Genomic DNA, 24,979 nt, shown 5'->3' with positions numbered 1-24,979 from the left:
TGAGACTCAGCGCATCACGATCAGCTGGACCCGCCGGTTCGTGCTGCGGCCTTCGCGGCTGTTGTTGTCGGCCAGGGGCGCGGTCTCGCCATAGCTGATGGTGGACATGCGTGCCAGCGGCAGGCCGGCGCGGGACAGGTGCAGGCGCACGGCTTCGGCGCGCTGCAGGCCCAGCTGCCGGTTGACCGCGTCGCTGCCCGTGGCGTCGGTGTGGCCCTGGATCTCGACGAACACGGGCTGGTTGTCGGCCTTGAGCTTGGCGACGAGTTGATCGAGTTCCTGGCCGGCCTGCTCGGTGAGCTGGGCGCGGCCCGAGCTGAACTTGATCTTGTCATCGGTCAGCAGGGTGCTCATCAGCAAGCCCGGCGGCTTGGGCAGATTGGCAATGGCCTGGGCACGCGCCACGGCGTCCTTTTCCAGGGCCTGGATGCGCGTCTCGCTGCCCTGCAGCCGGCCGTCCAGGGACTTGAGGCCGTCGTCATGCGCCTGCACGCGGGTACCGAGGCCGTCCACGCTGGTCTGCACCGGCGCGACGGTCTCCTTGACGAATTCCTTGGTGGCGCAAGCGCTCAGCAACAGGACGCTGCTGGCGATGATCAGGGGCGAGAGTCTCGACATCGGTGGTGGGCTCGTGGAGGAGAAAGAGGCGCGACTCTAGGCAGTCCTTCACGGACAAACGTACCGAGCTGTGAGCAATCCTTGCGCCGTTAACCGGGCCAAACAAAGCCTTACCGTTCGGCGCCTGGGTGTGACGGGCAAGCGCAGAAGCGCCGGGGCGTCAGTCGGTAGTTGCGAGCCTCGGCGAAACCCTTGACCGTGCAGGGTGCGGGTTCAACACACTGAAAAAGGCGTGTCCCTCCGCGACGCGCCAGGCGCCGCGCCCTCTGCGCGGCATCAACAGCGAACCCGTCCTCATGAGCCAGCCTTCATCCATCGCGCGGCGCCGCCTGCGCGTCGCGGCCGCGCTTGCCCTGGCGGCCTGTGCATCCGCCAACGCCGTCACCGTCACCAGCAGCTACATCCAGAGCAGCGCCTCCGAAATCTCCCGCCTGCTCGGCGGCTATGCCCAGCCCCGTGTCTATGTGAACAGCTATGCCTGCGGCGAGCAGCAGCTCAGCGCCTTCGCGTGCAGCCCCTACGTCATCAGCGTGGGCACCAGCTTCCTGCAGCAGCAGGAAGGCTATGGCAACTACGCGGCCAAGTTCGTGCTGGCCCATGAATGGGGCCACGCCATCCAGTTCAACTACGGCATCCGCCTGCGTTCGCCCTACCAGGAGCTGCAGGCCGATTGCGTGGCCGGCAGCTTCGCCAAGTACGCCGAGACCAGCCTGCGCTATCCGTCCTTCATCGAGGCATCGGTGCGGTCCGCGCGCGCCGCGGCCGACTACGGCACGCACGGCACGCCGTCGCAGCGCGACTACTACGCGCGGCGCGGCTACGCCACGAGCACCAACACCTGCCTCAACAGCCTGTAAGCCCGTGCGTTCCGCGCTTCTGACGGGCGTCGCCTGCATTGCTGCCTGGGGCGCATACGCCGTGTGGCTGCGTGACGATGCACCGTCGGCGGGGCCGCAGGCGACGAGTGCGGCGGCCGCGGCCAGCGTCGCCGGCACGGGGGCAAGCGAGATCCCCAAGACCTCGCTCGTCCCCTCGGTGCTGTCCTTTGGCGGCGGCGCGTCCATGCCGCCCGCGTCGGCGGCCTCCTCCGCGATCGCGGCTGCAGGCCTGGCTTCGGCCGCCCACCCGGCGCTGGCCGCCTCCGCAGCGGACGATGCCGCGCCACCGCCCTTGTCGGCGGCCGACGCGGCGGCCAACGACGCCTTGCGCCAGCTGGGCTATTTCATCGACGAGCGCTACTACAAGATGGGCCTGGACGCGCTGCGCAAGGCCGCCGCGGCCCAGGACGTGCAGGCCCTGACCCACCTGGCCGAGCGCTATCTGTTCGAGTTCAACGGCCATCCCCAGGCACAGGGCTACGAGCCCGGCTTCCCCTATCTGCAGGCCGCCCGCGAGGCGCTGCAGTCGGCCTATGCGCAGGGCAACCGCCACGCGGCGGCCATGCTGTCCGAAAGCTATCTGATGGAGGGCCAGACGGTGGATGCCGCGGCCTGGAACCTGGTGGCCCAGCGCTCCGGTGACAAGCTGAGCGCGGACTGGTTCCTCGCCACGGAGGACTACCGGCGCCTCACCGAGGCCCAGCGCCACCAGGCCGCCGTGGCAGCCAACCGGCTCTGGGCGGCACTGCAGGCCAGGAAGCCCGCCGGCACATGACCCTGGCGCTGCCGACAAGGGGTGTGATGCGAAGGGCGGGAATCTCTCGGGGCACCGCAGCGGGGCCTGCCCGTAGCATGGCGAGCCCGTTCTCCAGGCCCGCGACCATGCCCCACCCGGCAACCCCTTCTTCCGCATCGCCCCCAGGCGATGAGCCGGGCCGGGCGTCCTTGTCGTCGGCTGGCGAGATCGGCTTTGCGCAGCTGGTGAGCGCGCTGCAGGCGCCGGAGCCCATCACGGTGCCGGCCGACGCGGGCCGCAAGCGTCGCAAGGCCGCTCCGGCGCCGGCCGTTGCCGACATCGAGGAGCCTATCCACGACATGCTGGCGCGCGCCGAGCGCAGCGCCCGCGGCGGCCGCATCGACGAGGCCCTGGCCCTGTGCCAGGCGCTCAAGCCGCGGCTGGTGGCGGCCGGCGACCTGCTGTCGCAAGGGATCTGCGAACACATGGTGTCGCTCAGCCAGCAGTACGCCGGCCGCATGAAGGAATCCACGCTGGCCGGCTATCGCGCCATCGACCTGCTGGACCGTGCGCATGCGCCGGGCCGGCTGCTGCGCGTGCTGGGCCTGCAGGCCATCGGCATGGCGCGCATGGGCGACGCGGCCGAGGCTCTCGGCCTGCTGAGCCGCGCGCTGCGCCTGCTGCCCGAGGTGAACGACCTGCCGGGCGAGCAGTGCATCTGGTGGAACAACGCCGGTGCCGCCTATCACGCACTCGGCCGCGTGCCCGAAGCGGTGGACGCCGCCACGCGGGCCATGGGCCTGCTGCATGGCTTCGACGAACCGAACCTGCGCGCGGTGTGCCATGGCAACCTGCTGATCTACCGGTTGGACCACGCGCTGGCGCGGGATGCCTCTGCGCACAACCGCGAACTGCGGGAAGCGCTGGACGGCATCCAGCTGCACATCGACGCGCTGATCGCGGATGAGCGCCACCACTTCGTGCCGGAGGGCGTGAACAGCGCCGCGGATGCGCTGATCGCCCTCGGTCGCATGGAAGAGGCGCGCGAGTGGCTGTGGCGTGGCGTGAAGTCGGCGCGCATCACTGGCGCCGGTCCCGACCTCGGCATGCTGGAGCGGCGGCTGGCCTGCGTGGAGAGGCTGGCGGGCCAGTACCGCTCCGCGGCCGGCCATGTCGCGCTGGCGCTGGAGCTGCTGGGCGATGGCCATTCGCCCGAACAGCTGGCGCGCGTGCATCTGGAGAACAGCCTGCTGCAGGAGGCCCAGCAGCATTGGCGCGCCGCCCTGGACAGCCACAAGCGCTGCACGGAGATCCGCGAGGCCCTGCTGAAGTCGCAGGCCGATGCACGCACCCAGGCGCTGGCGGCGCGGCTGGAGGTGGAGCGCGAGCACGCCGAGGCCGCCATGCAGGCGCTGGCCGCGCGCGGCTGACGCGCCTATCCGCCCGTCAGGCCAGCGACCGCCTCCACGATCTGCTGGCGCAGCCACTGCAGGCCGCGATTGCCCTCCTGCTGGCGGTGCCAGATCAGGCTGACCTGCACCGGTGGCATGTCGAAGGGCAAGGGCAGCCGCGCCAAGGGCAGGGACGCGGCGCAGGCATCGGCCAGGCGGCGCGGGACCGTGCCCAGCAAGTCGGACGCGGCGACGACACCGGGGATGGCCATATAGCCGGGCACGAAGAGGCCGATGTGGCGGCGCAGCTTGGCGGAGCCGAGCACGATCTCCAGCGGCGAGCCGCGGCCGGCGCGCGGCGGGATGGTGACGTGCTGGGCGGCCTCATAGCGGGCCAGGCCGATGCTGCGCCCGTTGCGCGACAGGGCGGGATGTCCCCGGCGGGCAATGACGACGAGCTCCTCCTGGTGCAGGGGCTGGTAGCAGAGCTCGGGCGCTTCGAAGTGCAGATAGTCCAGCGCCAGGTCCAGGGTGCCGGCGGCCAGGCGTGTGGGCAGTGTGTCGGCGGCATCGGGTTCGACCTGCAGCAGCAGCCGCGGCGCCTGCTCGCGCACCCGCGCCAGCAGCGCGGGCAGCAGCGCGAACTGCGCGTAGTCGTTCATGGACAGATGAAAGCGCTGCTCGGCCTGCCCGGGGTCGAAGGCCGCTTCGGGGGCCAGGCCGTCCTGCAGCAGGCGCAGCGCGGCGCGCACGGGGCCGTGCAGGGCCTGGGCCTGGGCGGTGGGCGTCATGCCGCGGGCGTTGCGCACGAACAGCGGTGCGCCGAGCTGCTCGCGCAGCCGCGCCAGCGCGTTGCTGACCGCCGGCTGGCTCAGGTGCAGGCGCTCGGCGGCGCGGGTCAGGTGGCCCTCCTGCATCAGCGCGTCGAACACGCGCAGCAGGTTGAGGTCCAGCCGGTGCCATATCGGATTCATGAATGATGAGCCCCATCAATATCCATTGGAAAGATGATGGTGCTCTTCCTAAGCTGGCGCCATCAGGAGACATCCCCATGATTTCGACCAGCCAGCCAGCGGCCCCCGTCCACGACGTCGCCCCTTTCCGCGCCCGCTACCGCGCCGCCATCTCGCCGCGCTACAACGCCTGGCTGCATGGCGGCTTCGTGGCGGCCTGGGGCCTGGCCACGCTGTGGTTCTTCTGGCGCCAGGTGGCCGACCCCAGCGCACTGGAGTGGCTGGCCGTGCCGGCGGCCCTGCTCTTCTGCAACTGGGGCGAGTACCGCATCCACCAGGGCCTGGGCCACACCAAGACGCGCCTGGGCAAGCTCTTCTACCAGCGCCACACGGGCGACCACCACAGCTTCTTCGCCGAGGGGAATATGCATTGGGAGGGCGCGCGGGACTGGCGCGTCATCCTGTTCCCACCCTGGCTCATCGTCGTGTTCACGCTGGCGCTGGCCTTGCCGGCCTGGTGGCTGCTCGGGCACTGGAGCCCCAACGCCGCCGCGCTGTTCGGCGGCACCGTCATCGCGGGCTATCTGCTCTACGAGGTGATGCATGCCTGCGAGCACCTGCCCGACGGCCATCCGCTGGCCGCCCTGCCCTGGATACGCCAGATGCGCCGCCTGCACCAGCTGCACCACCGCCGCAGCCTGATGGCTGAGCGCAATCTCAACATCGTCATGCCGCTGATGGACTGGCTGTGCGGGACGCTGCATTGGGAACCGCATGCCCAGGGTGAGGGGCAGACCGTGCAGATCCATGCGGTCGAGATCAGCGGCAGCCCCGAGGCCGTGCTGGCCTATGCCGCCGCGCCCAGCCACTGGCCCGACTGGCACCCCTCCTCGCGCGGCGTGCAGGTGGCGGCCGGCCCGCAGGCCCCCGGCGTGCGCTTCGAGGAAGACATCCACGCCGGCGGCCGGCCCGGCCATCTGCGCTGGCAGGTCACGGCCTACCAGCCCGGCGTGCATTGGCAGGCCGAGGCCCAGGGCCCGCACCGGCTGTGGCTGCGGGTGGACTACCGGGTCGAGGCCTGCGCCGCCGGCACGCGCTTCGAGCGCCGGCTGGTCTACACGCTGCCAGGGCCGGTCTGGGGCCTCTACAACCTGCTGATCGGGCGGCGCCGCGTGGAGCAGGAATCGGTGCAGTCGATGGCGCGGCTGAAGCGGGCCTTCGAGGCGCGCGCGGCCGGCTGAAGCTTCGCGGCGCTTGGTGGACACTGTCGCCAACGACATCAACAGGGAGACCACCATGCGGCGAAGCCTCGCCAAGCTTGCCATCCTCGCGCTGCTGTGCGCCGGCGCGCAGGCGCAGGAACCGGTGCTGTCGCCCCATGCGCCCCAGGACAAGCCCACGGCCATCGAGTCCAGGGAGAAGTTCGAGCGTGCCATCGCGCCGCATGTCGCGCGCGCCAAGGCGAGCTACCCGCAGGCGAAGGAGCGCTTCCTCCAGGGCCTCCCCAAGGGCGAGTCCTTCTTCATCACGACGCGGCTGCATGATCCCGACGGCAGCTTCGAGCAGGTCTTCATCGCGGTGCGATCCATCCGCGACGGCCAGGTCACGGGCCGGATCTGGAGCCAGCTGCACGTCGTCAAGGGCTACAAGTTCAAGGAGCCCTATGCCTTCCCCGAGGATCGCCTGCTGGACTGGCTCATCACCAAGCCGGACGGCTCCGAGGAGGGCAATTTCGTCGGCAAGTTCCTCGACACCTACCAGCAGTAGCTTCCCGGCGAAGCCGTGGCACGAGAGGCCGTCGGCAAGCGCTAGCCTCGCCCAGCCACCTGGGTCCTGGCGTTAGCATCCGCCCCGGATAACAGGGAGGTGAGCCGATGCTCAAGAGACTGCTGGCCGCGGCCATGATCGCGCTGCCCCTGGCCGCGCCGGCCCAGGAGGCCGCCCAGCCTGCGCAGACCATCGCGCTGATTTCCACGCTCGGCGACCAGCTCAGCATCGTCAAGCAGCGCGGCCGGCGCGCCAGCAGCGTGGACGACTTCTCGCGGCGCACGCTGCAGGTGGACCCGCAGCTGCTCAACATGGCCGTGCTGCGCGGCCTGGACAGCGCCCTGGCCGCCGAGGAGCCCGGCTCGCGCCGCGTCATGCTGCGCTGGAGTGCCAACCCCGGCCTCGCGGAGCAGCTCAAGGACGCTTCCTTCGAGGCCCGCGATGCGCTGGTGCTTGAGGCGCTGCGCGAACGCCTGGCCCAGATACCGCAGCGCGCCGAGTGGGACCGCATCGAGGCCATCCTGCCGCGCTACGCCTGGGAGTCGCGCGAGGGCATGCCCAACCGTCTCGGCGGCATCGGCATCTACGTCAAGCCCACCGGCAACCAGTGGGAGCTGCTCGACGAGGATGGCATCGATCGCAAGCAGGAGCACGCGGACCGGGACCAGACCACCATCAACCCGCGCACCGGCGAGCAGCACAAGGACAAGGCCTATGTGGCGCCCTTCATCTCCTTCGAGCGGGTGACCCTGGACGCCAAGACCCTGGCCGTCGTCGCGCGCAAGCCGCAGTTCACGCACACCAAGTTCAGCGACCCCAAGTCCAGGTCCATCGACGTCATCGAGCAGGTCTCGCCGGCCGAGATCGTGGCCCAGCTCAACCAGCTCGTGGAACAGGCCGCCTACCGCTCGGTGCGCGGCGCGGTGGAAGTCGGACCGGCCAGGCCGGTGTCAAAGGAAGCGGACAGGTAGGCGTGTTGCCCGTGGGCTACCGGCTTCGTTTCAAGCCCATGTGAGCGCCATAGAGGGCCGCCGGCATCGTGGCCAGGATCCCCATCGCCGTGAGCCACCCGGGCTGCATCGAACCAGACAGCAGCAGGCCCACGACGATGCCCAGCACACCGTAGGCGGCCGCGTTCCAGTAGGGCAGCACCGGGGCCAGGCGAGCACAGACCCCGCCGCCCACCACCGTGGTCAGGGTGCCCAACGCAAAGGCGATCGCCAGATAGGCAGGCTGCGCGGCCATCGCTTCGATATCCGCCGCCGTACTGTAGGTGCCAGGCCAGAGCATCAGCACGACGAGGCCCGACACCAGGTCCAAGGCCAGCGTGGTGACAAGCCCGACCGCGATGGCCCTCACGTCGAGGCGAGGCAGTTGCATGGGGTTCTTGTCGGCAGGCATGCGGCGTCGCGGTGAATTGAGCGCGGAGGATAGCGGTCTGAGGGCCGCCGCCGCTCCAGGGCCGATGGCTGCTTCAGGCTGGAAGCTGACGTTCTCGCGCTAGCTACGTTCAAGCGCCATCAACTCTTTCAGCGCCACGCCCGGTGCCCCGGCTTGCAGCCAGTCCTCATACCTTTTTGGGAAGGCGGAGTGATGCATTCCATCGCTGTCAATGACATGGGATATCTCGAAACCATATTTGGCAACGAAGGCCAAATGCCCCTTCGCCATTGAGACTAACCGTATCTCGGCTGTAGTTGGTGGCGTGGAAATCCCATCGTCTGATTCGGGGTCGCAGTGCGGAGACAAGCCACGCAACAAGTCGCAGAGCTCGAGCGCACGCCCCGCGGCAACCAATCGCCGAACTATTTCTTGCTTCTCCACGCTACAAGTCTCGCATTTAGAGAGCCAGGGTGCCCGCTTTCGCTGCGGAACGGATGACCAGTCCCCATGCGGCGCTTCTGCGGCTGGACGTGAGTCTCAGCCCAGCGCCTTGGCCAGAATGGGCAGGCTCACATCCATGCGGTAGTCCACCGCGGTGTGGTCGTCGTCGAATTCCTCGTAGACGTGAGCCACGTCCATGGCGAGCAGCCGTTTGTGCATTCGCCTGGCGCCATAGACGAGGTTGTATTGGTCGACATTGCCGCAGTCGATGTACAGGGCCTTCAGCGCCGCCAGGCCGCGCCCATGGGCTTCGACCAGGGTCAACGGGTCCCAGGCCATCCAGTGGGCCCAGCGCTCGGGGATGAGCTCGCAGGTGTCCAGCGTCACCGGCAGCCGCACACCATAGGGCGCGGAGGGGTCGGGGTCGAAGCTCGCGGCCTGCGCCAGCATCATGATGATGTGCCAATCGCTGTCCTTGGGCTTCCTGGCTTGCCAGAAGGCATCGACCCAGCGGCCGATGTCGGGCTCCTTGGCAAGAGCCCGCAACACGGGGACGAACTCGTGCCGGTACAGCAGCTCGAAACCCATGTCGCCGGAATGCACGGCCGCGGCACTCCAGAAGTCCGGATGCAGCAGCGCATGCACCATCGCGCCGTAGCCGCCGCTGGACTTGCCGAAGATACCCCGCCGGCCCGGGCCGCCGCAGCCAAAGCGGGCTTCGACGAGCGGCACCGCCTCGCTGCGCAGGAAGTCGTCCCAGCGCCCGACGGCGGCCGAGTTCACATACTGGTTGCCGCCGAGGCGGGTAAAGCAGTCGGGGAAGGCCACGACGACGGGCGGCATCGCGCCGGTCGCGATCAGGCGATCCAGCCGCTCGGGCACGTTCTCGCCAAAGTTCTTCCAGTTGGTGTGCGCCGGTCCACCGGCGGTGAAGCCCACGATATCGACCAGCAGCGGCAGGCCACGGCCATCGTGCCCCGCGGGGACGTAGACATCGATCACGCGCCGCGTGGGATCGCCGAGCAGGTTGCCGGCGAGCACCTGGCTGTCGATGGCCAGGCGATGGACCGTGCCGGCGCTCATGTTCAAGCTTGTGCGCATGTCAATGCTTCCTGCCTGTTGGCAACCGGGGACGGTCGCGCGTTGGCGGCCAGCCTAACTCAGAGCGGACGGCAGTCGCGCTCAGCCTGCGTACCGGGTCGCCCTGCTAGGCTGCGCGCCGTTCGCATCACCTCGAGACTGCCATCACCGCTTCGACGACCCACCGTGAGCGCATCGCACGTTTGGCGCAACTCTCGACTGCGCTGGCCCTGCAAAGCAACCAGCAGCTGGCTCAACTGGTGGACGGCGCCGAGCAATTGGCTTCGGGCATCGGTGGAAGCACACTGACCTTTGAGCTCGCCGGACACCGGGTGTTCGCAAAACGCCTGCGGTTGACCGACCTGGAGCTGCAACCTGCACACCAGATGTCGACGGCCAACCTCTTCGGGCTTCCGACGTATTGCCAGCGCAACGTGGGCTCTGCCGGTTTCGGTGCCTGGCGCGAACTGGCCGCCCATGTGATGACGACGGGCTGGGTGCTGTCGCAGCAGGCGGAGAGCTTTCCGCTGATGTATCACTGGCGCGTGCTGGACGGCGCGGCTTCTCCAGGGGCCGCACCGCCCCCGGTCGAATGGACCGACGTGGAGCGCATGACGAGCTATTGGGGAGGCTCCGACGCCATGCGTGCGCGACTCGGTGCGCTCGCCGAGGCCAAGTCCAGTCTCCTGATCTTCATGGAGCATGTGCCCTGGACGCTGGATGCCTGGCTGGCGCGCCAGTTGGCTGCTCAGCATGGGGCCATGGAGTCGGCCCTGGCGATGGTCGAGCGCGCCCTGTCGGTCGACATTGCCTTGATGAACTCATTGGGCCTGCTTCATGGCGATGCCCACTTTGGGAACATCCTGACCGATGGGCAGCGGCTGTACTTTGCCGATCTCGGCCTGGCGATGTCTGAGCGCTTCGCGCTTGCTGCGGATGAACTGAGCTACCTGCGCCACAACGCGAGCCTGGACCGCAGCTACGCACGGGCCAAATGGGTGAACTGGTTGGTCAAGGCGTTCGCGCCAGCGGTAGACAGCCCGCCCGATCGTTTCGAGCTGGTCCGTGCCGCCGCGCGGGGCCGGGCACTGGATCAACTGCTACCCGGCTTTCCTCCCAACGTGGCCGAGATCGTCCACCGGCACGCGCCCATCGCCACGCTCGTCAACGACTTCTACGTCAAGCTGCACAGTGAGGACAGACGCGCGCCCTATCCGCACGACCAGATCGATGCCTTGTCTTCGGGTACGCGATCCGCAACTGTGCAGAGGGCGCCTGCTGCCTGACGCTCGAGGGCGTCAGCTTCGGGCTGAAAGCGGACGCTGCGAATCAGCCCCACGCAATCAGGCGCTCGCGGTCACCTTCGATCTCGAGGAATAGATTCGAATGAGGACCGACCTCTGAGAACTCGCGCCCTGGATCACATCGAACAGTGCAGTGCAGTTCCTTCGCGAGAAACCGACCCAGCGAGGCGCATGACGTCCAAGCAGCAACTCCGCGCACCCAGACGCTTAGGAATTCGTCCTCGCTCGACCACAAGACGACGGACGTGCCGCCGAGTTGAAAGACTATCGGCTCCTCGTCGGTGGAGTCTGCTGACGTTAATGGACCAATGACCTTGGATAGCGCCGCAACGACCTCGCATACGCCTGCCCTTGCGTAGGCTTCAATGTCGAGCTGATCAGCGCTCACGGAGGTTTCCGTAGCCTCCAGCCACCAACGTAGCGAAGATTGAGTTTGTGAGGTGGGTATAGATTGCCTCCGGCCCACTGTCAGCGGGTGCATAGCGCAAGCGCGAGATCGTCCAGTTCCGCGCAAAGCGCTGGTTCGCAGCAACCAAACCTTCCATTACGGCGGATACGACAGCATGTTCTGAGAGGGACCCTGCGTCTGACTCGCCAAGTAATTCAACCGCACGAAGTCTGGCTCCCTCCGCGCCGAGCTCGAGCTGCAGTATGTTGTGCTTGGGGCCGGTGATCCGACTGGCCGATAGGAAAGTTTCGACTCTGCTGTAGTGCATGGTTGTTCAGGGTATCTGAGATCACCCGATCACAGAGAACAGCTTTGTCACTGAGGGCGCTTCGACTGCTGCATGCAGTTTGCGAACTCCGGGCCGTCCTTGCCGAGACCGTTCACGCCGAAAAAGACGCAGCGTCGCGGGACGTCGGGGCCAAATTCAACGAAATAGAAGTGGACGCCCTTGTCGGTGTGCGTGAAGCGCGGGGCATAGGTGTGCCCCGGCTTGACGTCGATCTCGACCTGGTCTCCCGCGACATTGACCCAAACCGCCCCATGCGAGACCCAGCGAACCTTCATGGTGTGCTTGCCTGGAAGCACATAAAGAAAGCCGTCGAACCAGCCGGCTGACGCGCGGTTGCGCCCATCGATGTAGTCGACGTAGACCCTCCCTTGCTCACCGGCGCAGACGATTTCGGCGAGCTCCGCGTTATTGCGCCTGGGGCCCTCATAGAAGTGCGTCGGCTTGACGCCATCCATGTTCCGGGCGTGCTGCTCCAGGCGCTCGGCCTGGGTCACCGCGCAGGACGTGAGCGAGACCGCCGCGAAGGCAAGGAAAAGGCGTTGCAGCCGCGTGCAGATCATGGGCGGAGAGGAGCGCTTGAAATGGCATGACGGTACTTGCGTTCGGGCTGGACGCAGGCTGAACGCATCTGACCTACATGCATTTGTGCACGTTCGGCTGTAGTCAGCGAGCTGCCTTTCGAGCGTCCGCCGCCTACAGGCTGATGGCGGACCCGCGTGCTAACGGCCAGCGCCGCGGCAAGCGCTCCATTCGGGCGGAGGACAAGCGGTGCAAAGCTTGGAGTTTGGCAGTCCAGGGCCTCTCATGCATGCGCCGCCACAAGCCATGATCAATTTGCCCGAAATGTTATTGAAGTACATCACCGGACCGTCCGTCGTGGAATGGCAACTGATCATCGTCACCTCATCGCAGTGGGCAACCCGGTTGCAGTAGTCCGGAGGAAGCCATGTGCCGATCGATGAGCTGGTCAACGACTCCCTGAGCTTTTCAGTAAGGAGACCTCGAGGCCAGTCGACGTTCGGCTGACGACCTGGCATGGGAGCGGACGGCTCGGCGTCAACTGGAAGCGATGATGGGTTCAAGCCGTTCTCCGCCAAAGCCAGGTACCGTCCGTTCAGCGACGTCAGTTGGAAGCTTCGATTCGCGACAACCAGCTGGCCGACGACGTGCTTTCGGCCGCCATCAAAGTAGAGTTCCAGCGACTTCGCCTGCGAACGGTTGCTGTCCGATGCTGCTGCTATTGATGCTGCGGCTTCAGCGAAAGCAATCAATGGCGACGATGCTCTCCAGGTATAGCCTGGCACACCCATGGCGGGTGCAAGAACGCCATGGAAGCTGTAGACACCATGGTCGGGCATCTCGACAGAGATCATTGATGACTTGAGAGCTTCCGAGTTGAAGCCGACGACCATCACCCGCTTGATGAATCGGTCTTCTCGACGAAGGCGGATCGACTCCCTCTCCTGACTGGAAAGCAGGCTCGCTTCACTGGCGACAGGCACAAAGTCAGCAGCTTCGAACAGCCTTGCGTCAGTGGGGACTGACTGGCTGCAGGCAGCCAATGCGATGGACGCAACTAACCACACCATCGTGAGCATCGATCTCTGCATGGAACGACTCTAGCTCGTCAGACCGGCACGCTGGCAGATGACTGCTGTCGCTGCAAGCCAGCCCTAGCCTGGCCCCGTCGCCGCTGTTGCACGCGCAGCCCCGCTCGCCACCGCCCGCCACGCCAAACCCGCTGCGACAAGCGACAGCCCCAGGCTCGCCCACCCCGCCGCCTGCCAGCCCCACTGCTCGACGATGCTGCCCATCAGCGGCGGCCCGATCAGAGCGCCCGAGGCGCCGAACTGCGTCAGGCGCCCGCTGGCCAGGCTGAGCCGCTCGGGGCTGCCCGCCACGCGCGGCAGCAGCGCGAAGACCAGGCTGGCGAAGATGCCGGACACGAGGTTGACGGCGATGGCCGCCACCACCAGCTGCAGCGGCGCTGCGCCCAGCTGGTAGACCAGCGGGAACAGCGCACCGGTGGCCAGCAGGCAGATCACCAGCACGCGGCCGACGACGGCGGGATGGCGCATCAGCCGGGCCGCGATGACGCCCGCCGGCACATTGGCCAGGGCCGCCAGCGCCGTCCAGCTGCCCGCTTGCGACAACGACAGGCCCGCCTCCTTCAGCAGGCTGGGCATCAGGGCCAGCTGGCCCACCTCGGAGATGACATAGGCGCCGAAGGCCGCGACCAGGGCCCACAGCGTGGCCCCGGTGCGCTGCCGCGTGGCGTGATCGTGCGAGGCGACAGCGTGGTCGTCGCGGATGTGCATGCGGAGCAGGCTGGCGGCCAGTGCCAGGCCGGCCAGCAGGCTCAGGCCCTGGGCCCAGCGCCAGTCGCTGAGGCCGGCCGCATGGGCATAGGCCGAAGCGCCGACGGCCATGCCCACGGGCACGAAGGTGCCCCATAGCGTCATGGCCGCGGCCTGTCGATGGGCAGGCGCGGCCAGCGCGATCAGCACCGGCGCGGCCACCACGGTGATCAGATAGCCCAGGCTCTCGACCAGGCGCGCCACAGCAGCAAGGGGCAGGTCCTGCGCCAGTGCTGCGCCTGCCGAACCCAGGGCCAGGCAGAGCATGGCGACCACCAAGCTGCGCTGCAGGCCGAAGCGTGGCAGGTGATGGCCGGCCGCACCGCCGAGCAAGGCACCGCTGACCTCCAGCAGCGAGGTCAGAGCCGCCATCGTGGCCAGGCCCAGGTGCAGGTCGCGCGAGATCAGCGGGGCCAGAGCGGCCAGCTTGCCGAGCTGGGCGGCCGCGAAGACGCCGCACAGGTAGTAGACGAAAATCCGCGTCCGCGCCCTCATGCGTCGCTCCCATGAACCAAGCCCTGATCCCCGACACCCGCCAGATCGGCCGCAGCCTGCGCCTGTGGCGTTCGCTGCGGCGCCTGAAGCAGGCGGCGGTGGCCGAGATGATGGGCGTGTCGCAGACCACGGTGTCGCGCTGGGAAAGCGGCCAAGCCGCGCCCACGCTGCTGGAGCAGCAGCAACTCAGGACGCTGATGGCGGCGCGGCTGGACAGCGCCGCCGACTTTGCGCTGGGCCGCCTGGTGCGCACGGCCCACACGCCCATGCACCTGGTCTGCGACTTCAGCCATCGCCTGCTGGCCCTGTCGCGGCCGCGCGAGCTGCATTGCCGCGTGCCGGGCAGCGAGCTGATGGGCAGCGCGCTGTGGCGTTATGCGACGCCGCAGATCGTCGCGCAGGAGGCGCGCCTGGATGAGCTGGGCTGGTACGAGCCGGGGCCTGAGGCGGTCGAGTTCGACACCGAAGGCTCCAGCGATCCGGTCATGCCCATCGAGCGCAGCCGCATGCGCTGGATACGCATGCAGCTGTCGGATGGCAGCTTTGTGCGGCTGACGGAGACCGTGGCCGGTTGAGGTTGCATTCACGGCGGCGAATCTAGCCAGCCGCCGCCGGCCTCACAAGGAATGATTTATTCAGCGGGACTCAACGCGCCGCCCGGCCCAGGCTGGCCACGAAGGCCGCGCAGGCCCGGCTGGCGTCAGGCTGGCTGCGCCAGCTCTGGGCCAGGCCGCGCAGGGCCGCGCGCATCTCGCGCGGCATGGTGCCGTCCAGGGGGTCATCGGCCACGGCGGACAAATGGTCCGCATAGAGCAGGCGGGCCTCGGCGTCGCAGTCCAGCAGCTCCATGACCGCGCTGGCCAGGGTCTGGAACTGTTCGGGCGACAGCTCGGCGGGCCGCTGTTGCGGCCAGGCCGCCAGGCAGAGGTATTCGATGGGGCCCAGGCTGCGCCGCTGCGCGCGGGGCTGCTGCGCGCCCCAGGCGGCGCGCGAGCCGCTGGGCAGGCGGCCCTGGCTGAGGGCCTGGGCCAGGGTCTGGGCGACGGCGGCGCGGGCCGCATATTCGCCGCGCAGATTGACCTCGGCCAGCACGCGCAGAAAGGCCGGATAGAGCTGGTCGCCGAGACCCGTGCAGACGGTCTCCATCAGCGCGATGGCGCCGTCCTGGCGCGGGCCGAGATCGACGCAGCCGCCAATCAGCGCCTGGGCCGCATCGACCCAGCGCGGCTGGGCGAGCAGTTCAGCCAATCAGGGCGGACAGCACGCGCTCGGCGTGCTGCTGCACGGACAGGCCGCGCTGGTCGGCGGCCACGTCGGCCCGCAGGCTGGCCGCGCCGCCCGTGCCCAGGCCGTCCAGCCAGGCCGGGCCGCCGGCGGGGCGCTGGGCCGACGGCGCGTCCAGCGGGCGCAGCGAGGCGGCCGGGAACAGCGAAGCGGACGGTGACAGGGGAGAGCCGATCATGGCCGTGGACCCAAGGTTGGAGACTGGCCTTCAGCTTAGCGAGGACGCCGGGCCGAGGCGACTGCGGCTGCCCCTAATTCGTGGGCCTCGTGAGCCACTCAGCCGCCCTTGCAGCTGGCGAAGCTCGCGCGGTCGGCGTTGACCCACTCGAGGCGCCAGCCCTGGGGCGTCCACAGCGCGGTCATGGCGTCGCCGGCGCTGACCCGGGCATCGCCGCGGCGCGACAGCGGCGGCATGTCCAGGCGCGGCGTGTCGGTGGCCTGCAGCAGGCGGCCGATGTCGCTGCGGCCGTCCGTCGTCGTCACGGTGGGCAGGCAGGTGGCGGCCTTGCGCAGGATGGCGGCGGGGGCCTTGGGCATGTCGGGCCCTTCGGAGAACAGCAGCTGGGGCAGGGACAGGCGCTGCAGCAGCTCGCCATCGCGGCGCGCCACGGCGTCGCGCAGCTGGCGCCAGAACAGCACGAAGGCGGCGTCGCGGTCGACGCGCGACTTGCAGGCCGGGTCGCTGGGCGACAGCTTCGCCGTGGCCGGCAGCACCAGGGTGCCGCAGCGCGCCGGCTCGACGCCCAGCGCATAGGCGTCGCCGGCGCGGCGCACGGTGGCGCGGTAGCTGGTGTTGCCCTCGACCTTGTCCAGCCACTCGAATTGCCAGCTGCCATCGGCTTGAGCGCGTGCCGGGCCCTGGGTGTGCACATCGCATTCATGCGTGCCTGAGGTGGCGTAGAGGCCAGCGCCCAGCGGCGCGCCGCTGCTGTCGCGGCTGACGCTGACCGTCAGGTTCTCGCTCGGCTGGCAGACCAGCTGGGTGGGCGGCGCCTCCTTGGAGACCTGGGCCCCGGCGCTGCCCGCAATCGCCAGCAGGCCCAGCATCAGCAGCCGGGCCCGCGGTATCGGATTGAAAGTCATCGCGGCATTCTGGATGCCGTGTCCGCCCGTCGACGTGACTTGTTGTGTCGGCGGTCGCCCGCTCACGGCGCGCGCCGCACGCCGATGGCGCTGGACAGCGTGCGGATGGATTCGGTGACGCCGTCCGGCTGGCCGGGGCCGTTGGACTGGTTGCCGCCGATGACGCGGACGCGGCCGTTGGCCAGCACCTCGTCGACGATGGCCACATGGCCTTGCGCCGGGTTGTTGCCGCGCGGGAAGACGATGACGTCGCCGGGCCGCACATGGGCGCTGTCGCGCGGCACGGCCTGGCCCCAGTTCAGCCAGCTGCGGGCCGCCGCGCTGTTGGTGCCGCGCACGCCGGCCTGCTGCATGGTCCAGTTCACGAAGGACGAGCACCAGGCCGTCTCGTCATTGCCGGCCCGCAGCGACGTGGCCTGGTGGTACTCGAGGACGCGGGCACTGTCGCGGCCGCCGCGGATCTCGTTGGTGCCGAGCTCGCCGCGGGCGATCTGCAGCGCTCGCGGCGCAGCGCCGGCAGCGGGTGCCGCCGGAGCCGCGGCGGCGGCCGGCGCCAGCAGGCCCTGGCGGCTCAGCGCGGTCTCGACGGCATTGGTGCGGCGCTGCTGGTCGGCGCGGATGACGGCCTGCACCTCGGCCTCGGTGGGTGTGCGGCCGTGCTGCTGGCGGGCGATGTTGGCAAAGCCACTGCCGGCCTGGCCGCCGCTGGCGAGGCGGAAGCGCTCGCCGGTGCTGGCGTCCACAAAGCTGTTCACGCGCAGCTGGGTGATGTGGGCCGCGTCCAGGGGCTGGCCGCGCAGCGTGCCGAGCTGGTTGAGGAAGCGCTGGGCAGCGCTGGGCGACTGGTTGTAGAGGTCGAGATAGGCCGAGGCCAGGCGCGCATCATTGGGGTTCAGGCCGGCCTGCCGTGCGGCGGCCTCGTAGGCGGGCAGGCGGCCCTGCAGGGTCTGCAGCTGGCGGCGGTCTGCATCGGCGGGGCTGGAGGCGGCGTGCTGGTAGGAGAAGGAGCCGCGGTTGTGGGCCGCATTGCCCGGGTCGGTGTGGCCGCCATAGGCCGCGGTGAAGCCGCCGTCGGGGCGGCGCGTGCCTTCGGCATTGCCGATGACGATGGCGGCGAGAGCGTTCGAGCCCAGGGCCGGGTTGGTGAAGCGCTGCAGGTCCAGCGTCGGCGCGTTGCGCGTGCCGTCGGTGCGCGTCAGTGCGGGCTCGGCGATCTGACGCTGCGTCACCTCGCGCTTCTCGGTGGGGTCGGCGTTGAGCGCCCGGTTCATGCCCAGTTCCACGGTGGACTGCGCCGAGCCGCTGGCGATGGCGGCCTTGCCGATGTCGCTGCGGTAGCCCCGGTCCGTCATGTAGACCGGCAGCAGCGTGTCGTGTACCAGGCCGATGGAGCCGACGACGGGCAGGCCGTCCACCAGATGGCCCACCGACGGCAGGTTCAGCGTGTCGCCGACGTGGATCAGGTCGGCGTTGCGCACCTGCGGATTCGCGGCCACCAGCGCCTGCAGCGTCAGGCCGTGGTCGGCCGCGACGTGCCGCATCGTGTCACCGCGCTGCACGGTGTAGCGCGTCGCCGGGATCGTCAGCTGGCTGCCCGGGTAGATGACGTCCGGGTTGTGCACCTGCGGGTTGGCTGCCAGCAGCGCCTGCACCGACACGCCGTTGGCCTTGGCGATGAGGCTCAGGCTGTCGCCGTGCTGCACCTCGTAGCTGCGGCCGGCGGGCGGCGGCGTGTCGTTCAAGGCCAGGGAGGTCGACGTGGTTCGGGTAACGGTGCTCATGGGGTGCCCTTGGCGTTGTCCTGGCGGGCGATAAGCGAATCGCGCATCGCGTCGGTCAGACCATTTCAGGGCAGCAGCGCCTTGCGGGCAATTGCGGGCGTCGCTATTTCAGAACGTAAGCCGCAGCGGGCCGCGCTAGGGTTGGCCGCAATCAGCCGAACAAGCGCTTCATGACGTCCTTGACCACGCTGGCCCGCACCAGCATCTCCTGGTTCATCAGCGCCACCAGGCTGCCCAGCTGCAGCAGCAGCACCAGATGGCCCACCACGGCCTTGATGGACATGGACAGGCTGAAGACGTTGAGCTGCTGGGCGTAGCGGTTGACCAGCCCGAGCACGCCGTCCACCAGGTACAGCAGCACCAGCGAAGGCGCCGCCACCATCAGGGCCAGGCGCAGCATGCGGCCGAACTCGGCTTCGAAGGCCAGCGCGCCCGCCGGCAGCAGCTGCCAGCTGCCGTGGATGGGCCACAGCGCGAAGCTGTCCAGCAGCAGGGCGGCGAACAGCATGAAGCCGCCCGAGGCCATGAAGACCCAGCTCGCCAGCCGCGCCAGGAAGGCGCCGGTCAGCGAGGTCTGGTGGCCCGACAGCGGGTCCAGCACCTGGGCCTGGGAGGAGCCGACCTTGGTGTCGATGAGCTGGCCCGCCATCTCGAAGGACCACATCAGCCCGGCAAACAGGAAGCCCATCGCCGCGCCCAGCATGGCCTCGCGGCCGTAGAGCATGGCCCATTCCCAGCCGCTGCGCTGCATGGGCTGGACCTCCTGCACCAGAAGGCCGAGCAGGGCCAGGGCCAGGAAGAGGGCGTTGCGGATCAGGGCGGGGATCAGGTCCTGGGTGAACAGCGGCACCAGCAGGAAGGCCACCGCCACCCGCATCATGGACAGGCCGAGCAGCAGGACCGCGTCGGTCGGCTGGCCGACCCAGCTGTCATACATCATGCGCACCGCCTGGCTCGTGACTGCCTGCGGGCCGAGCGACGGGCCGCTCCCTGGCCGGCCCGCTCTGGCGATGTGCTTGCCGGTCGCGCCGGCAAGCATCGCCGTCCCCTCGAGGGACCGGCCAAGGTAAGCCTTGGACGAGGGGCTCCATCATTTCAGCGCTGGATCTTCACGAGGCCGGGGAACTCGCTGAAGACCTTGTCGCCGAGCCGGTACAGGCTGCCGCCCAGCAGCGAGGCGGTGATGAAGATGGTGACGACGATGGCGAAGAACTTGGCCACGTACTGCACCGTCTGCTCCTGCAGCTGGGTGGCGGCCTGGATGAAGGCGATCAGCAGGCCGACCACGGCCGCCACGATGATGGGCGGTGCCGACAGCAGCAGCACCAGCCACAGCGCCTGCTGGGTGAGTTGGATGACTTCGCTGTTCACGTCAGTGGCCTATCCATATTGCGGGTGGGGGTGGCGGGCCGAGCGCCGGGCCGCTCCCTAGCCGGCCCGCGTTGGTGACGTGTGCGGGGCTCGATGCCGCGCACATCGCCGTCCCCTCGGGGGGCCGGCCAAGGCTTGCCTTGGACGAGGGGCGTCATGTCTGATAGGTCAGCACGAGGCCGTGGGTGAGCTTGACCCAGCCGTCGATGAGCACGAAGAGCAGCAGCTTGAAGGGCAGGGACACCGTGGTCGGTGACAGCATCTGCATGCCCATGGCCATCAGGATGTTGGAGATGACGAGGTCGATGACGAGGAAGGGCAGGAAGATCAGGAAGCCGATCTCGAAGGCGACGGTGAGCTCGCTGACGGTGAAGGCCGGCACGATGACGAGGAAGTCGCGCTCGTTCAGCTCCTTGGCCTGTTCGGGCTTGAGGCTGCGCTGGGCCGTCTTCAGGAAGAAGGCGCGTTCCATCGGCCGGCTGTGCTTGATCAGGAAGTCGCGCAGCGGCTCCTTGGCGGTGTCGGCCGCGGCCAGCATCTGGCTGGTCGATGCCTTCGCCGTCACGGTGGGCGCGGCGCTCAGCCGCTCCTGCATCTCCACGCCGACGGGGTACATGACGTAGATGCTCAGCACCAGGGCCAGGCCGTTCATGACGACATTGGGCGGCACCTGCTGCAGGCCCATGGCATTGCGCAGCAGGCTGAGCACGACGACGAGCTTGGTGAAGGACGTGACCATGACCGCCACGAAGGGGGCCAGGGCCAGCAGGATGACGGTGATGAGGGCCGAGGCCGGCGTGAAGCTGCTGAGATCCATCGGCTAGACGGTGTCGATGCGAAAGGCCTGGCCCGTGCCCCAGGGGATGAGGCGGCCGTGGGCGCGCGCCACGTCGGGCCGGGAGACGTCGATGAGCTGGCATCGAACCGGCACCACGGGTGGCAGGGCGCTCCAGCCCATCACGGCTTCGACGGCGAGCGCAGGCTCCCAGCGAGCGACCAGCTGCCAGGGATGCTCGGCCGCGTTCTCGGCCCGGGCGCGGATGTGGCGGGTGGCGGGCCCTTCCAGCAGCAGCAGGCCGCCCGGCTCCAGGGCCGCCAGCTCCGCCTCGTCCAGGCGCCATTGCGCCAGCAGGCATTCGGCCGCGGTGGGCAGCCATTGCAGCCCCGGCACATCGGGGGCCTCGGCCAGGGCGCGCAGGGCGGGCCAGGGCAGGGACAGCCGCGCCTGCACGTCGGCGCCGCGCCAGAGGGCCTGGGCGCCGCCGGCGCTGATGCCGCCGGAGGGGGCGGCCCATTGCCAGTCGGCCGTGGCCACCAGGCCCGCCGCGGCGAGGCTGTCCAGCAGCTCGCCGGCCAGGTCCAGCACGACGGCGGCCTCGGCCGCGCAGGGCGTCAGCTCGCCGAGCTCGAAGTCGTCGGCGCTGAGGCTCAGCCGGGCCTGGCCGCACAGATAGTGCCAGCTCAGCGCCTGCGTGAGAGGCTGGGGAATGAAGCTCATGCTCTGCGGCTCACCATGATGCGAGTCAGCTCGGTCACGGACCTCGCCTTCATCTTGCGCATGCCGCGCGAGCGGTAGAGCTCCACGCTCTTCAGCGACAGCTTGATCTCGTCGGCGATGTTCTTGTTCATCAGGCCCTTGACGACCAGGGACAGCACTTGGCGTTCGCGCGGCGACAGGGTCTGCGAGCGGCGCTCGAACTCCTCGCGCGAGCCTTCCACCTCGGCATCGATGCCGGTGTCGACGTCGGTCGGCGCGAAGGCGCGGTCCAGGGCGGCGCTCAGCGCCGCATCGTCCAGCGGTTTCTCCAGCAGCGAGACGGCGCCGCGCTTTTGCATGGCGGCCACGGCCAGCGGCACGTCGGCATGGCCGCTCATGTAGATGACGGGCAGGTGGATGCCGCGCTCGCGCAGCGCGTCGTGCAGGTCCAGGCCGGACAGCTCGGGCATGCGCACGTCCAGCATCAGGCAGGTGGACTCGGGCCAGGTCGTGCCCACGGCCACGCGGGCCAGGGACTGCAGGGCGTCGCGCGGGTCGCCCCAGTCGCGCACCTGGCAGCCGAAGCCTTCGAGCCAGAAGCGCAGCGAGTCGCGGAACTCGTGGTTGTCGTCCACCACGTAGATTTGCCGAGGGGTCATGTCGTCCTCTCCAGAGTGGGTGCTTGTGTCGCCGCCGTCATCACGGGCAGCGCGAAGTGGAAGCAGCAGCCGCCGGCGTCGCGGCGCGTGAACCAGAGCCGGCCCTGGTGCATCTCGATCAGCGAGCGGCAGATGGACAGCCCCAGGCCCATGCCATTGGGCTTGGTGGAGCTGAAGGGCAGGAAGAGGCGGGCCTCGGTCTGCGGCGTGATGCCCGGGCCGTTGTCGCCGACGCGCAGTTCGGCGCGGTTGCCGTCGACGATGAGCTCGATGTCGATCAGGGGCTCGGCCGGCCGGTCCAGGCGCAGCGCGTCCAGCGCATTGCGCAGCAGGTTGATCAGCACCTGCTGCAGCATGACGGCGTCGCCCTGCACCGGCACGGCCCGCTGCGGCAGGCGCAGCGCGAGGTGCACGGCCTCGCGCTGCAGGTCCCAGTCCAGCAGGCCCAGGCTCTGGTGCACCAGGGCGACGAGGTCCAGGGCCTCGGTCTTGGGCTGGCGCGACTGCGTGTACTCGCGCACCCGGCCGATGATCTGGCTGGCATAGGTCACCTGCTGCACCGCCTTGTCCAGCGCGGCGAGCTCGTCGGTGTCGTCCGGATGGCGGCGCGCCAGGCGCAGCTTCAGGCCGCGCAGCAGATTGGCCGTCGCGCCTATGGGCTGGTTGAGCTCGTGCGCCAGCACGCTGCCCATCTCGCTGACGGTCAGCGAGCGCGACGTGAACAGCAGGCCCTCGCGGTCGTCGAGCTGGCGCTGCAGATGGTGCAGGCGCTCGCGGTCGTCATCCAGGCGCAGCAGCACATGACGGGCATCCAGGGCCACGCGCTGGGCCGTGTATTCGCCGCTGACACCGCAGCGCGTGCGCACGCCCAGCGGCGCCACCAGCGCGCTGGCCAGGCCGTGCAGGGGCTGGGCCCAGTCCTCGGCCAGGCCGCCGACGTCGCCGGGCAGCAGGGCCTGCATGGGCGCGTTCAGCGCGACGAGGAAGTCGCCGTCGAGGATGGCCAGGGCCTCGCCCAGCTCACCCAGGGCGTGCAGCAGGTCGGCGTCGACGCGGCGCATTGATGCACCCTTCGCGCTACGCGCTGTCCCGCCGAGCGGGAGCTGAGCGCCTACGGGCGGCCGGGCGGCGCTCATGTCTCCTCCCGCGGCCACAGCGGCTGGTTGCACGACAGCCAGGTCATGGAGGGTCGCGCGGCCAGCAGGGCGCGCAGGCTGGGGCTGGCCGGCGCCTGCACCAGCACGTCGACCCAATGCGCGATGCCCGGTGCCACGCCATCCAGGCGCAGCTCGCAGCTGACCTGGCCGGGCGGCAGCGCGGCGGCACCGGTCAACTCGCGCAGCGTGCGTGGGCGGCCTTGCGAGCCCAGGCCCACGCGCACGGCCCACCAGCGCTCGGTGCTCGCGGGGCGGGAGGCGCGCCAGCGCGCCGTCCAGCGCCGCCATTGCCAGGTCGTGGCATCTGAGCTGGCCTGCAGGCTGGCCAGGCCGATGGGGCTGGCCAGCAGCACCGGCAGGCCCAGGCGCCAGGCCTGCAGCGCGGGGCGCATGGCAGCGGCCGAGACCGGTGCGGCAGCCGCCTCGCGCAGGCGGTCCAGCAGCGCCTGGGCCCAGGGCGGCATGGGCTCGGGCGACACGGCGGCGGCTGCATCGGGTGGGGCCTCCTGCTCGGTCGGCGCCTCATCGCCGGCGTCGTCGAACAGCAGCCGCCAAGGCTTGGCGTCCTGCACGCGCCAGCGCAGCTCTGGCCCATGCTGCAGTTGCAGCGGCTGCATCAGCACCGGCGCCATCGGCAGCAGGGCCGACGTCGCGTCCACCTGATGCGAGACGGCGACCGGCGTGTCGGCAGCGGTGCGCAGCGGTGACATCGCCGGCATGGCCGACGGGGCGGCGACGGGCGCCTGCTCGGGTGCGGCCTGGGTCTCCGCCGGGGCCTGGGCCTCGGCCTCGCTCGTGGCCTGCAGCCAGGCCTGCCAGGTCTCGGTCGGGTTCACGGCCTGGATGGCGCTGATGCCGCTCATGGCTGCACCTCGTCGATGGGACGCTGCCGCCTGTCCGCGCGCGCCGGCGAATCCCGCAGCCGCGAGCGCAGCACGTCGTGGCCGGCATCACGCAGGCGCTTGTCCAGGTCGGCCAGCTGCTGGCGGGCCTGGGTCTGCAGCACGGCCGGTGCACGCAGCTCGAGATGCAGCGGCGCCTGCGGCTGGGCCTGTTCGACCCGCAGCTGCCAGGCGGCTCCGGTGCTGGCCGGCAGCTCGACCTGCCAGGCGCGCGGCGATTCAACGGCCAAGGGGCTGGGCTCGGCGAGCTGGCGCAGCGCCTCGAGGCGCTCCACGGTGGGCGTGGCGGACACGCCGCGAACCTCGGCGGTCTCGGGGGCCGGCTCGCGCGCGGCCCGCGCCAGCACGGGGATGACGGGCGGCAGGCCTTCGGGCTCGGCGAGGTCCTGCTCGCGCAGGCGCTGGTAGGCGCTGCGCCAGTCGGGCTCGCCCGCATCGCGATGGGTCGGCACGGGCAGCTCGTTCTCGAGCGACGCCGCGGCGAGGGCGCGTGCGCGCAGTGGCGACGCGAGCAGGGGCAGGAGGAGGGGCGGCAGCTTCATCGCGGTCTCAATGCAGGGCACGGCAGGCGTCTTCGGTTTCCAGTTCGGCCTGCTGCTCGCGCGCCTGCAGCAGGCGCCCCCGCTCGTCCTTGAGCGTCGCTTCGACGGCGTCCTCGCGAGCCTGGGCGCGGCCGAGTTCGGCACGGCGCTGGCTGAGCTGGGCGCGGGCCTGTTCCAGGGTTTCGCGCTCGTCGAGCAGGGCGTACTCGTCGCGCTCCAGCTTCTCGGCCAGGGCTTCGCCATGGGCCCGCACCTGGTGGGACCAGCGTGGCATGTGGACGCTGCCGGGGCCGCCCCAATGCAGGGCCAGCTCGACGATGGCGCCGCGGTGGGCGGCGATAGAGGCCTCGCGGGCCTGGACGGCGGCGGCGGCCTGGTGCTCGGCGGCCTGGGCCAGTGCCAGGGCCTGGCGCGCGCGCTGCACGCGCAGCTGTCGCAGCCGCAGCCACTGGCGGCCTTCCGAGGGGTTGAGGTTCATGGGTGCACCCCTCGGCCTTCGGCCTTGCCTGGCCGACAGTGCGGCCAGGCGTTCGCCAGGCACGGGATGCCCACTGGGCATCCCGTGTCCGGGCTCACTCCCGCC

At 69.6% G+C, this 24,979-nt stretch carries 30 protein-coding genes; 8 read left to right on the top strand and 22 right to left on the bottom strand.

The genetic code is table 11. From position 1 onward, the window contains the following. Positions 1-6 precede the first annotated feature (6 nt). On the bottom strand, positions 7-618 hold the full coding sequence (locus AC07OY_RS12345; RefSeq protein WP_495042873.1) for an OmpA family protein: 612 nt from the start codon (positions 616-618) through the stop codon (positions 7-9). Between the two features lie 296 nt (positions 619-914). Here AC07OY_RS12345 and AC07OY_RS12340 point away from each other — a divergent pair, with 296 nt between their 5' ends. The 3 genes from AC07OY_RS12340 (at position 915) to AC07OY_RS12330 (ending at position 3,662) form a co-directional block, all read left to right on the top strand. Then, positions 915-1,475 (top strand): neutral zinc metallopeptidase, encoded by a 561-nt coding sequence (locus AC07OY_RS12340; protein ID WP_495042872.1) that lies wholly within the window; start codon positions 915-917, stop codon positions 1,473-1,475. 4 nt (positions 1,476-1,479) lie between these two features. After that, positions 1,480-2,271, top strand: a complete 792-nt coding sequence (locus AC07OY_RS12335; protein ID WP_495042871.1) for a hypothetical protein — start codon at positions 1,480-1,482, stop codon at positions 2,269-2,271. A 107-nt stretch (positions 2,272-2,378) separates the two neighbouring features. Then, positions 2,379-3,662: a hypothetical protein gene (locus AC07OY_RS12330; RefSeq protein WP_495042870.1), complete on the top strand. Its 1,284-nt coding sequence runs from the start codon at positions 2,379-2,381 to the stop codon at positions 3,660-3,662. 5 nt (positions 3,663-3,667) lie between these two features. Here AC07OY_RS12330 and AC07OY_RS12325 read toward each other — a convergent pair whose 3' ends face one another. Beyond that, positions 3,668-4,597, bottom strand: coding sequence for a LysR substrate-binding domain-containing protein (locus tag AC07OY_RS12325; RefSeq protein WP_495042869.1), 930 nt, complete (start codon positions 4,595-4,597; stop codon positions 3,668-3,670). A 77-nt stretch (positions 4,598-4,674) separates the two neighbouring features. On the opposite strand from AC07OY_RS12325, the gene AC07OY_RS12320 reads away from it, so the two are divergent. From AC07OY_RS12320 to AC07OY_RS12310, 3 genes are all read left to right on the top strand, one after another. Next, entirely contained in the window at positions 4,675-5,817 is a 1,143-nt protein-coding gene (locus tag AC07OY_RS12320; protein WP_495042868.1) for an SRPBCC family protein, read from the top strand. A gap of 55 nt (positions 5,818-5,872) precedes the next feature. After that, a complete protein-coding gene (locus tag AC07OY_RS12315) occupies positions 5,873-6,343 on the top strand; it encodes a hypothetical protein (RefSeq protein ID WP_495042867.1) in 471 nt (156 codons plus the stop codon). A 107-nt stretch (positions 6,344-6,450) separates the two neighbouring features. Beyond that, positions 6,451-7,314, top strand: a complete 864-nt coding sequence (locus AC07OY_RS12310; protein ID WP_495042866.1) for a hypothetical protein — start codon at positions 6,451-6,453, stop codon at positions 7,312-7,314. A gap of 16 nt (positions 7,315-7,330) precedes the next feature. On the opposite strand, the gene AC07OY_RS12305 is transcribed toward AC07OY_RS12310, so the two are convergent. The 3 genes from AC07OY_RS12305 to AC07OY_RS12295 form a co-directional block, all read right to left on the bottom strand. Continuing rightward, entirely contained in the window at positions 7,331-7,723 is a 393-nt protein-coding gene (locus AC07OY_RS12305; RefSeq protein WP_495042865.1) for a hypothetical protein, read from the bottom strand. A 120-nt stretch (positions 7,724-7,843) separates the two neighbouring features. After that, complete coding sequence (locus AC07OY_RS12300; RefSeq protein ID WP_495042864.1) at positions 7,844-7,999, bottom strand: hypothetical protein; 156 nt, start codon at positions 7,997-7,999, stop codon at positions 7,844-7,846. Positions 8,000-8,263: 264 nt separating this feature from the next. Further along, positions 8,264-9,268 carry an alpha/beta hydrolase gene (locus AC07OY_RS12295; protein ID WP_495042863.1) on the bottom strand — a complete coding sequence of 335 codons (1,005 nt, stop codon included), beginning with the start codon at positions 9,266-9,268 and terminating at the stop codon, positions 8,264-8,266. A 182-nt stretch (positions 9,269-9,450) separates the two neighbouring features. Here AC07OY_RS12295 and AC07OY_RS12290 point away from each other — a divergent pair, with 182 nt between their 5' ends. Next, the gene (locus AC07OY_RS12290; RefSeq protein WP_495042862.1) at positions 9,451-10,533 is read left to right on the top strand and encodes a hypothetical protein; all 1,083 of its coding nucleotides are present in this window, start codon (positions 9,451-9,453) and stop codon (positions 10,531-10,533) included. Between the two features lie 43 nt (positions 10,534-10,576). Here AC07OY_RS12290 and AC07OY_RS12285 read toward each other — a convergent pair whose 3' ends face one another. From AC07OY_RS12285 to AC07OY_RS12270, 4 genes are all read right to left on the bottom strand, one after another. Beyond that, the gene (locus AC07OY_RS12285; RefSeq protein WP_495042861.1) at positions 10,577-10,939 is read right to left on the bottom strand and encodes a hypothetical protein; all 363 of its coding nucleotides are present in this window, start codon (positions 10,937-10,939) and stop codon (positions 10,577-10,579) included. A 375-nt stretch (positions 10,940-11,314) separates the two neighbouring features. Further along, on the bottom strand, positions 11,315-11,848 hold the full coding sequence (locus AC07OY_RS12280; RefSeq protein ID WP_495042860.1) for a hypothetical protein: 534 nt from the start codon (positions 11,846-11,848) through the stop codon (positions 11,315-11,317). A 159-nt stretch (positions 11,849-12,007) separates the two neighbouring features. Further along, on the bottom strand, positions 12,008-12,898 hold the full coding sequence (locus AC07OY_RS12275) for a hypothetical protein (protein ID WP_495042859.1): 891 nt from the start codon (positions 12,896-12,898) through the stop codon (positions 12,008-12,010). Between the two features lie 63 nt (positions 12,899-12,961). Next, positions 12,962-14,140: an MFS transporter gene (locus AC07OY_RS12270; RefSeq protein WP_495042858.1), complete on the bottom strand. Its 1,179-nt coding sequence runs from the start codon at positions 14,138-14,140 to the stop codon at positions 12,962-12,964. 11 nt (positions 14,141-14,151) lie between these two features. Between AC07OY_RS12270 and AC07OY_RS12265 the strand changes: the two genes are divergently transcribed. Continuing rightward, positions 14,152-14,715: a helix-turn-helix domain-containing protein gene (locus AC07OY_RS12265; RefSeq protein ID WP_495042857.1), complete on the top strand. Its 564-nt coding sequence runs from the start codon at positions 14,152-14,154 to the stop codon at positions 14,713-14,715. Positions 14,716-14,785: 70 nt separating this feature from the next. On the opposite strand, the gene AC07OY_RS12260 is transcribed toward AC07OY_RS12265, so the two are convergent. From AC07OY_RS12260 to AC07OY_RS12200, 13 genes are all read right to left on the bottom strand, one after another. After that, positions 14,786-15,388 (bottom strand): hypothetical protein, encoded by a 603-nt coding sequence (locus tag AC07OY_RS12260; protein WP_495042856.1) that lies wholly within the window; start codon positions 15,386-15,388, stop codon positions 14,786-14,788. Further along, positions 15,381-15,602 (bottom strand): hypothetical protein, encoded by a 222-nt coding sequence (locus tag AC07OY_RS12255; RefSeq protein WP_495042855.1) that lies wholly within the window; start codon positions 15,600-15,602, stop codon positions 15,381-15,383. The genes AC07OY_RS12260 and AC07OY_RS12255 overlap by 8 nt, the downstream gene beginning before the upstream one ends. Positions 15,603-15,700: 98 nt before the next feature. After that, positions 15,701-16,507 (bottom strand): hypothetical protein, encoded by an 807-nt coding sequence (locus AC07OY_RS12250; RefSeq protein WP_495042854.1) that lies wholly within the window; start codon positions 16,505-16,507, stop codon positions 15,701-15,703. A 62-nt stretch (positions 16,508-16,569) separates the two neighbouring features. Beyond that, positions 16,570-18,288, bottom strand: a complete 1,719-nt coding sequence (locus AC07OY_RS12245; RefSeq protein ID WP_495042853.1) for a TIGR02594 family protein — start codon at positions 18,286-18,288, stop codon at positions 16,570-16,572. 151 nt (positions 18,289-18,439) lie between these two features. Further along, the gene (gene sctT / locus AC07OY_RS12240) at positions 18,440-19,228 is read right to left on the bottom strand and encodes a type III secretion system export apparatus subunit SctT (RefSeq protein WP_495042852.1); all 789 of its coding nucleotides are present in this window, start codon (positions 19,226-19,228) and stop codon (positions 18,440-18,442) included. 155 nt (positions 19,229-19,383) lie between these two features. Beyond that, complete coding sequence (gene sctS, locus AC07OY_RS12235; RefSeq protein ID WP_495042851.1) at positions 19,384-19,659, bottom strand: type III secretion system export apparatus subunit SctS; 276 nt, start codon at positions 19,657-19,659, stop codon at positions 19,384-19,386. A 154-nt stretch (positions 19,660-19,813) separates the two neighbouring features. Next, positions 19,814-20,476 (bottom strand): type III secretion system export apparatus subunit SctR, encoded by a 663-nt coding sequence (gene sctR, locus AC07OY_RS12230; protein WP_495042850.1) that lies wholly within the window; start codon positions 20,474-20,476, stop codon positions 19,814-19,816. Positions 20,477-20,479: 3 nt separating this feature from the next. Beyond that, positions 20,480-21,157: a hypothetical protein gene (locus AC07OY_RS12225; RefSeq protein WP_495042849.1), complete on the bottom strand. Its 678-nt coding sequence runs from the start codon at positions 21,155-21,157 to the stop codon at positions 20,480-20,482. Then, a complete protein-coding gene (locus tag AC07OY_RS12220; protein ID WP_495042848.1) occupies positions 21,154-21,795 on the bottom strand; it encodes a response regulator transcription factor in 642 nt (213 codons plus the stop codon). Before AC07OY_RS12220 ends, AC07OY_RS12225 begins: the two co-directional genes overlap by 4 nt. Next, positions 21,792-22,856, bottom strand: a complete 1,065-nt coding sequence (locus AC07OY_RS12215) for a sensor histidine kinase (RefSeq protein WP_495042847.1) — start codon at positions 22,854-22,856, stop codon at positions 21,792-21,794. Before AC07OY_RS12215 ends, AC07OY_RS12220 begins: the two co-directional genes overlap by 4 nt. 71 nt (positions 22,857-22,927) lie before the next feature. Beyond that, positions 22,928-23,815, bottom strand: coding sequence for a hypothetical protein (locus AC07OY_RS12210; protein WP_495042846.1), 888 nt, complete (start codon positions 23,813-23,815; stop codon positions 22,928-22,930). After that, entirely contained in the window at positions 23,812-24,396 is a 585-nt protein-coding gene (locus AC07OY_RS12205; protein ID WP_495042845.1) for a hypothetical protein, read from the bottom strand. Before AC07OY_RS12205 ends, AC07OY_RS12210 begins: the two co-directional genes overlap by 4 nt. 7 nt (positions 24,397-24,403) lie before the next feature. Then, positions 24,404-24,874, bottom strand: coding sequence for a hypothetical protein (locus AC07OY_RS12200; protein ID WP_495042844.1), 471 nt, complete (start codon positions 24,872-24,874; stop codon positions 24,404-24,406). Between the last annotated feature and the right edge of the window lie 105 nt (positions 24,875-24,979).

Source organism: Roseateles sp. GW821-FHT09H10 (assembly GCF_059415865.1).
Note: the sequence above shows the minus strand (reverse complement) of the source record. Positions and strands in the feature narration are given on the sequence as shown.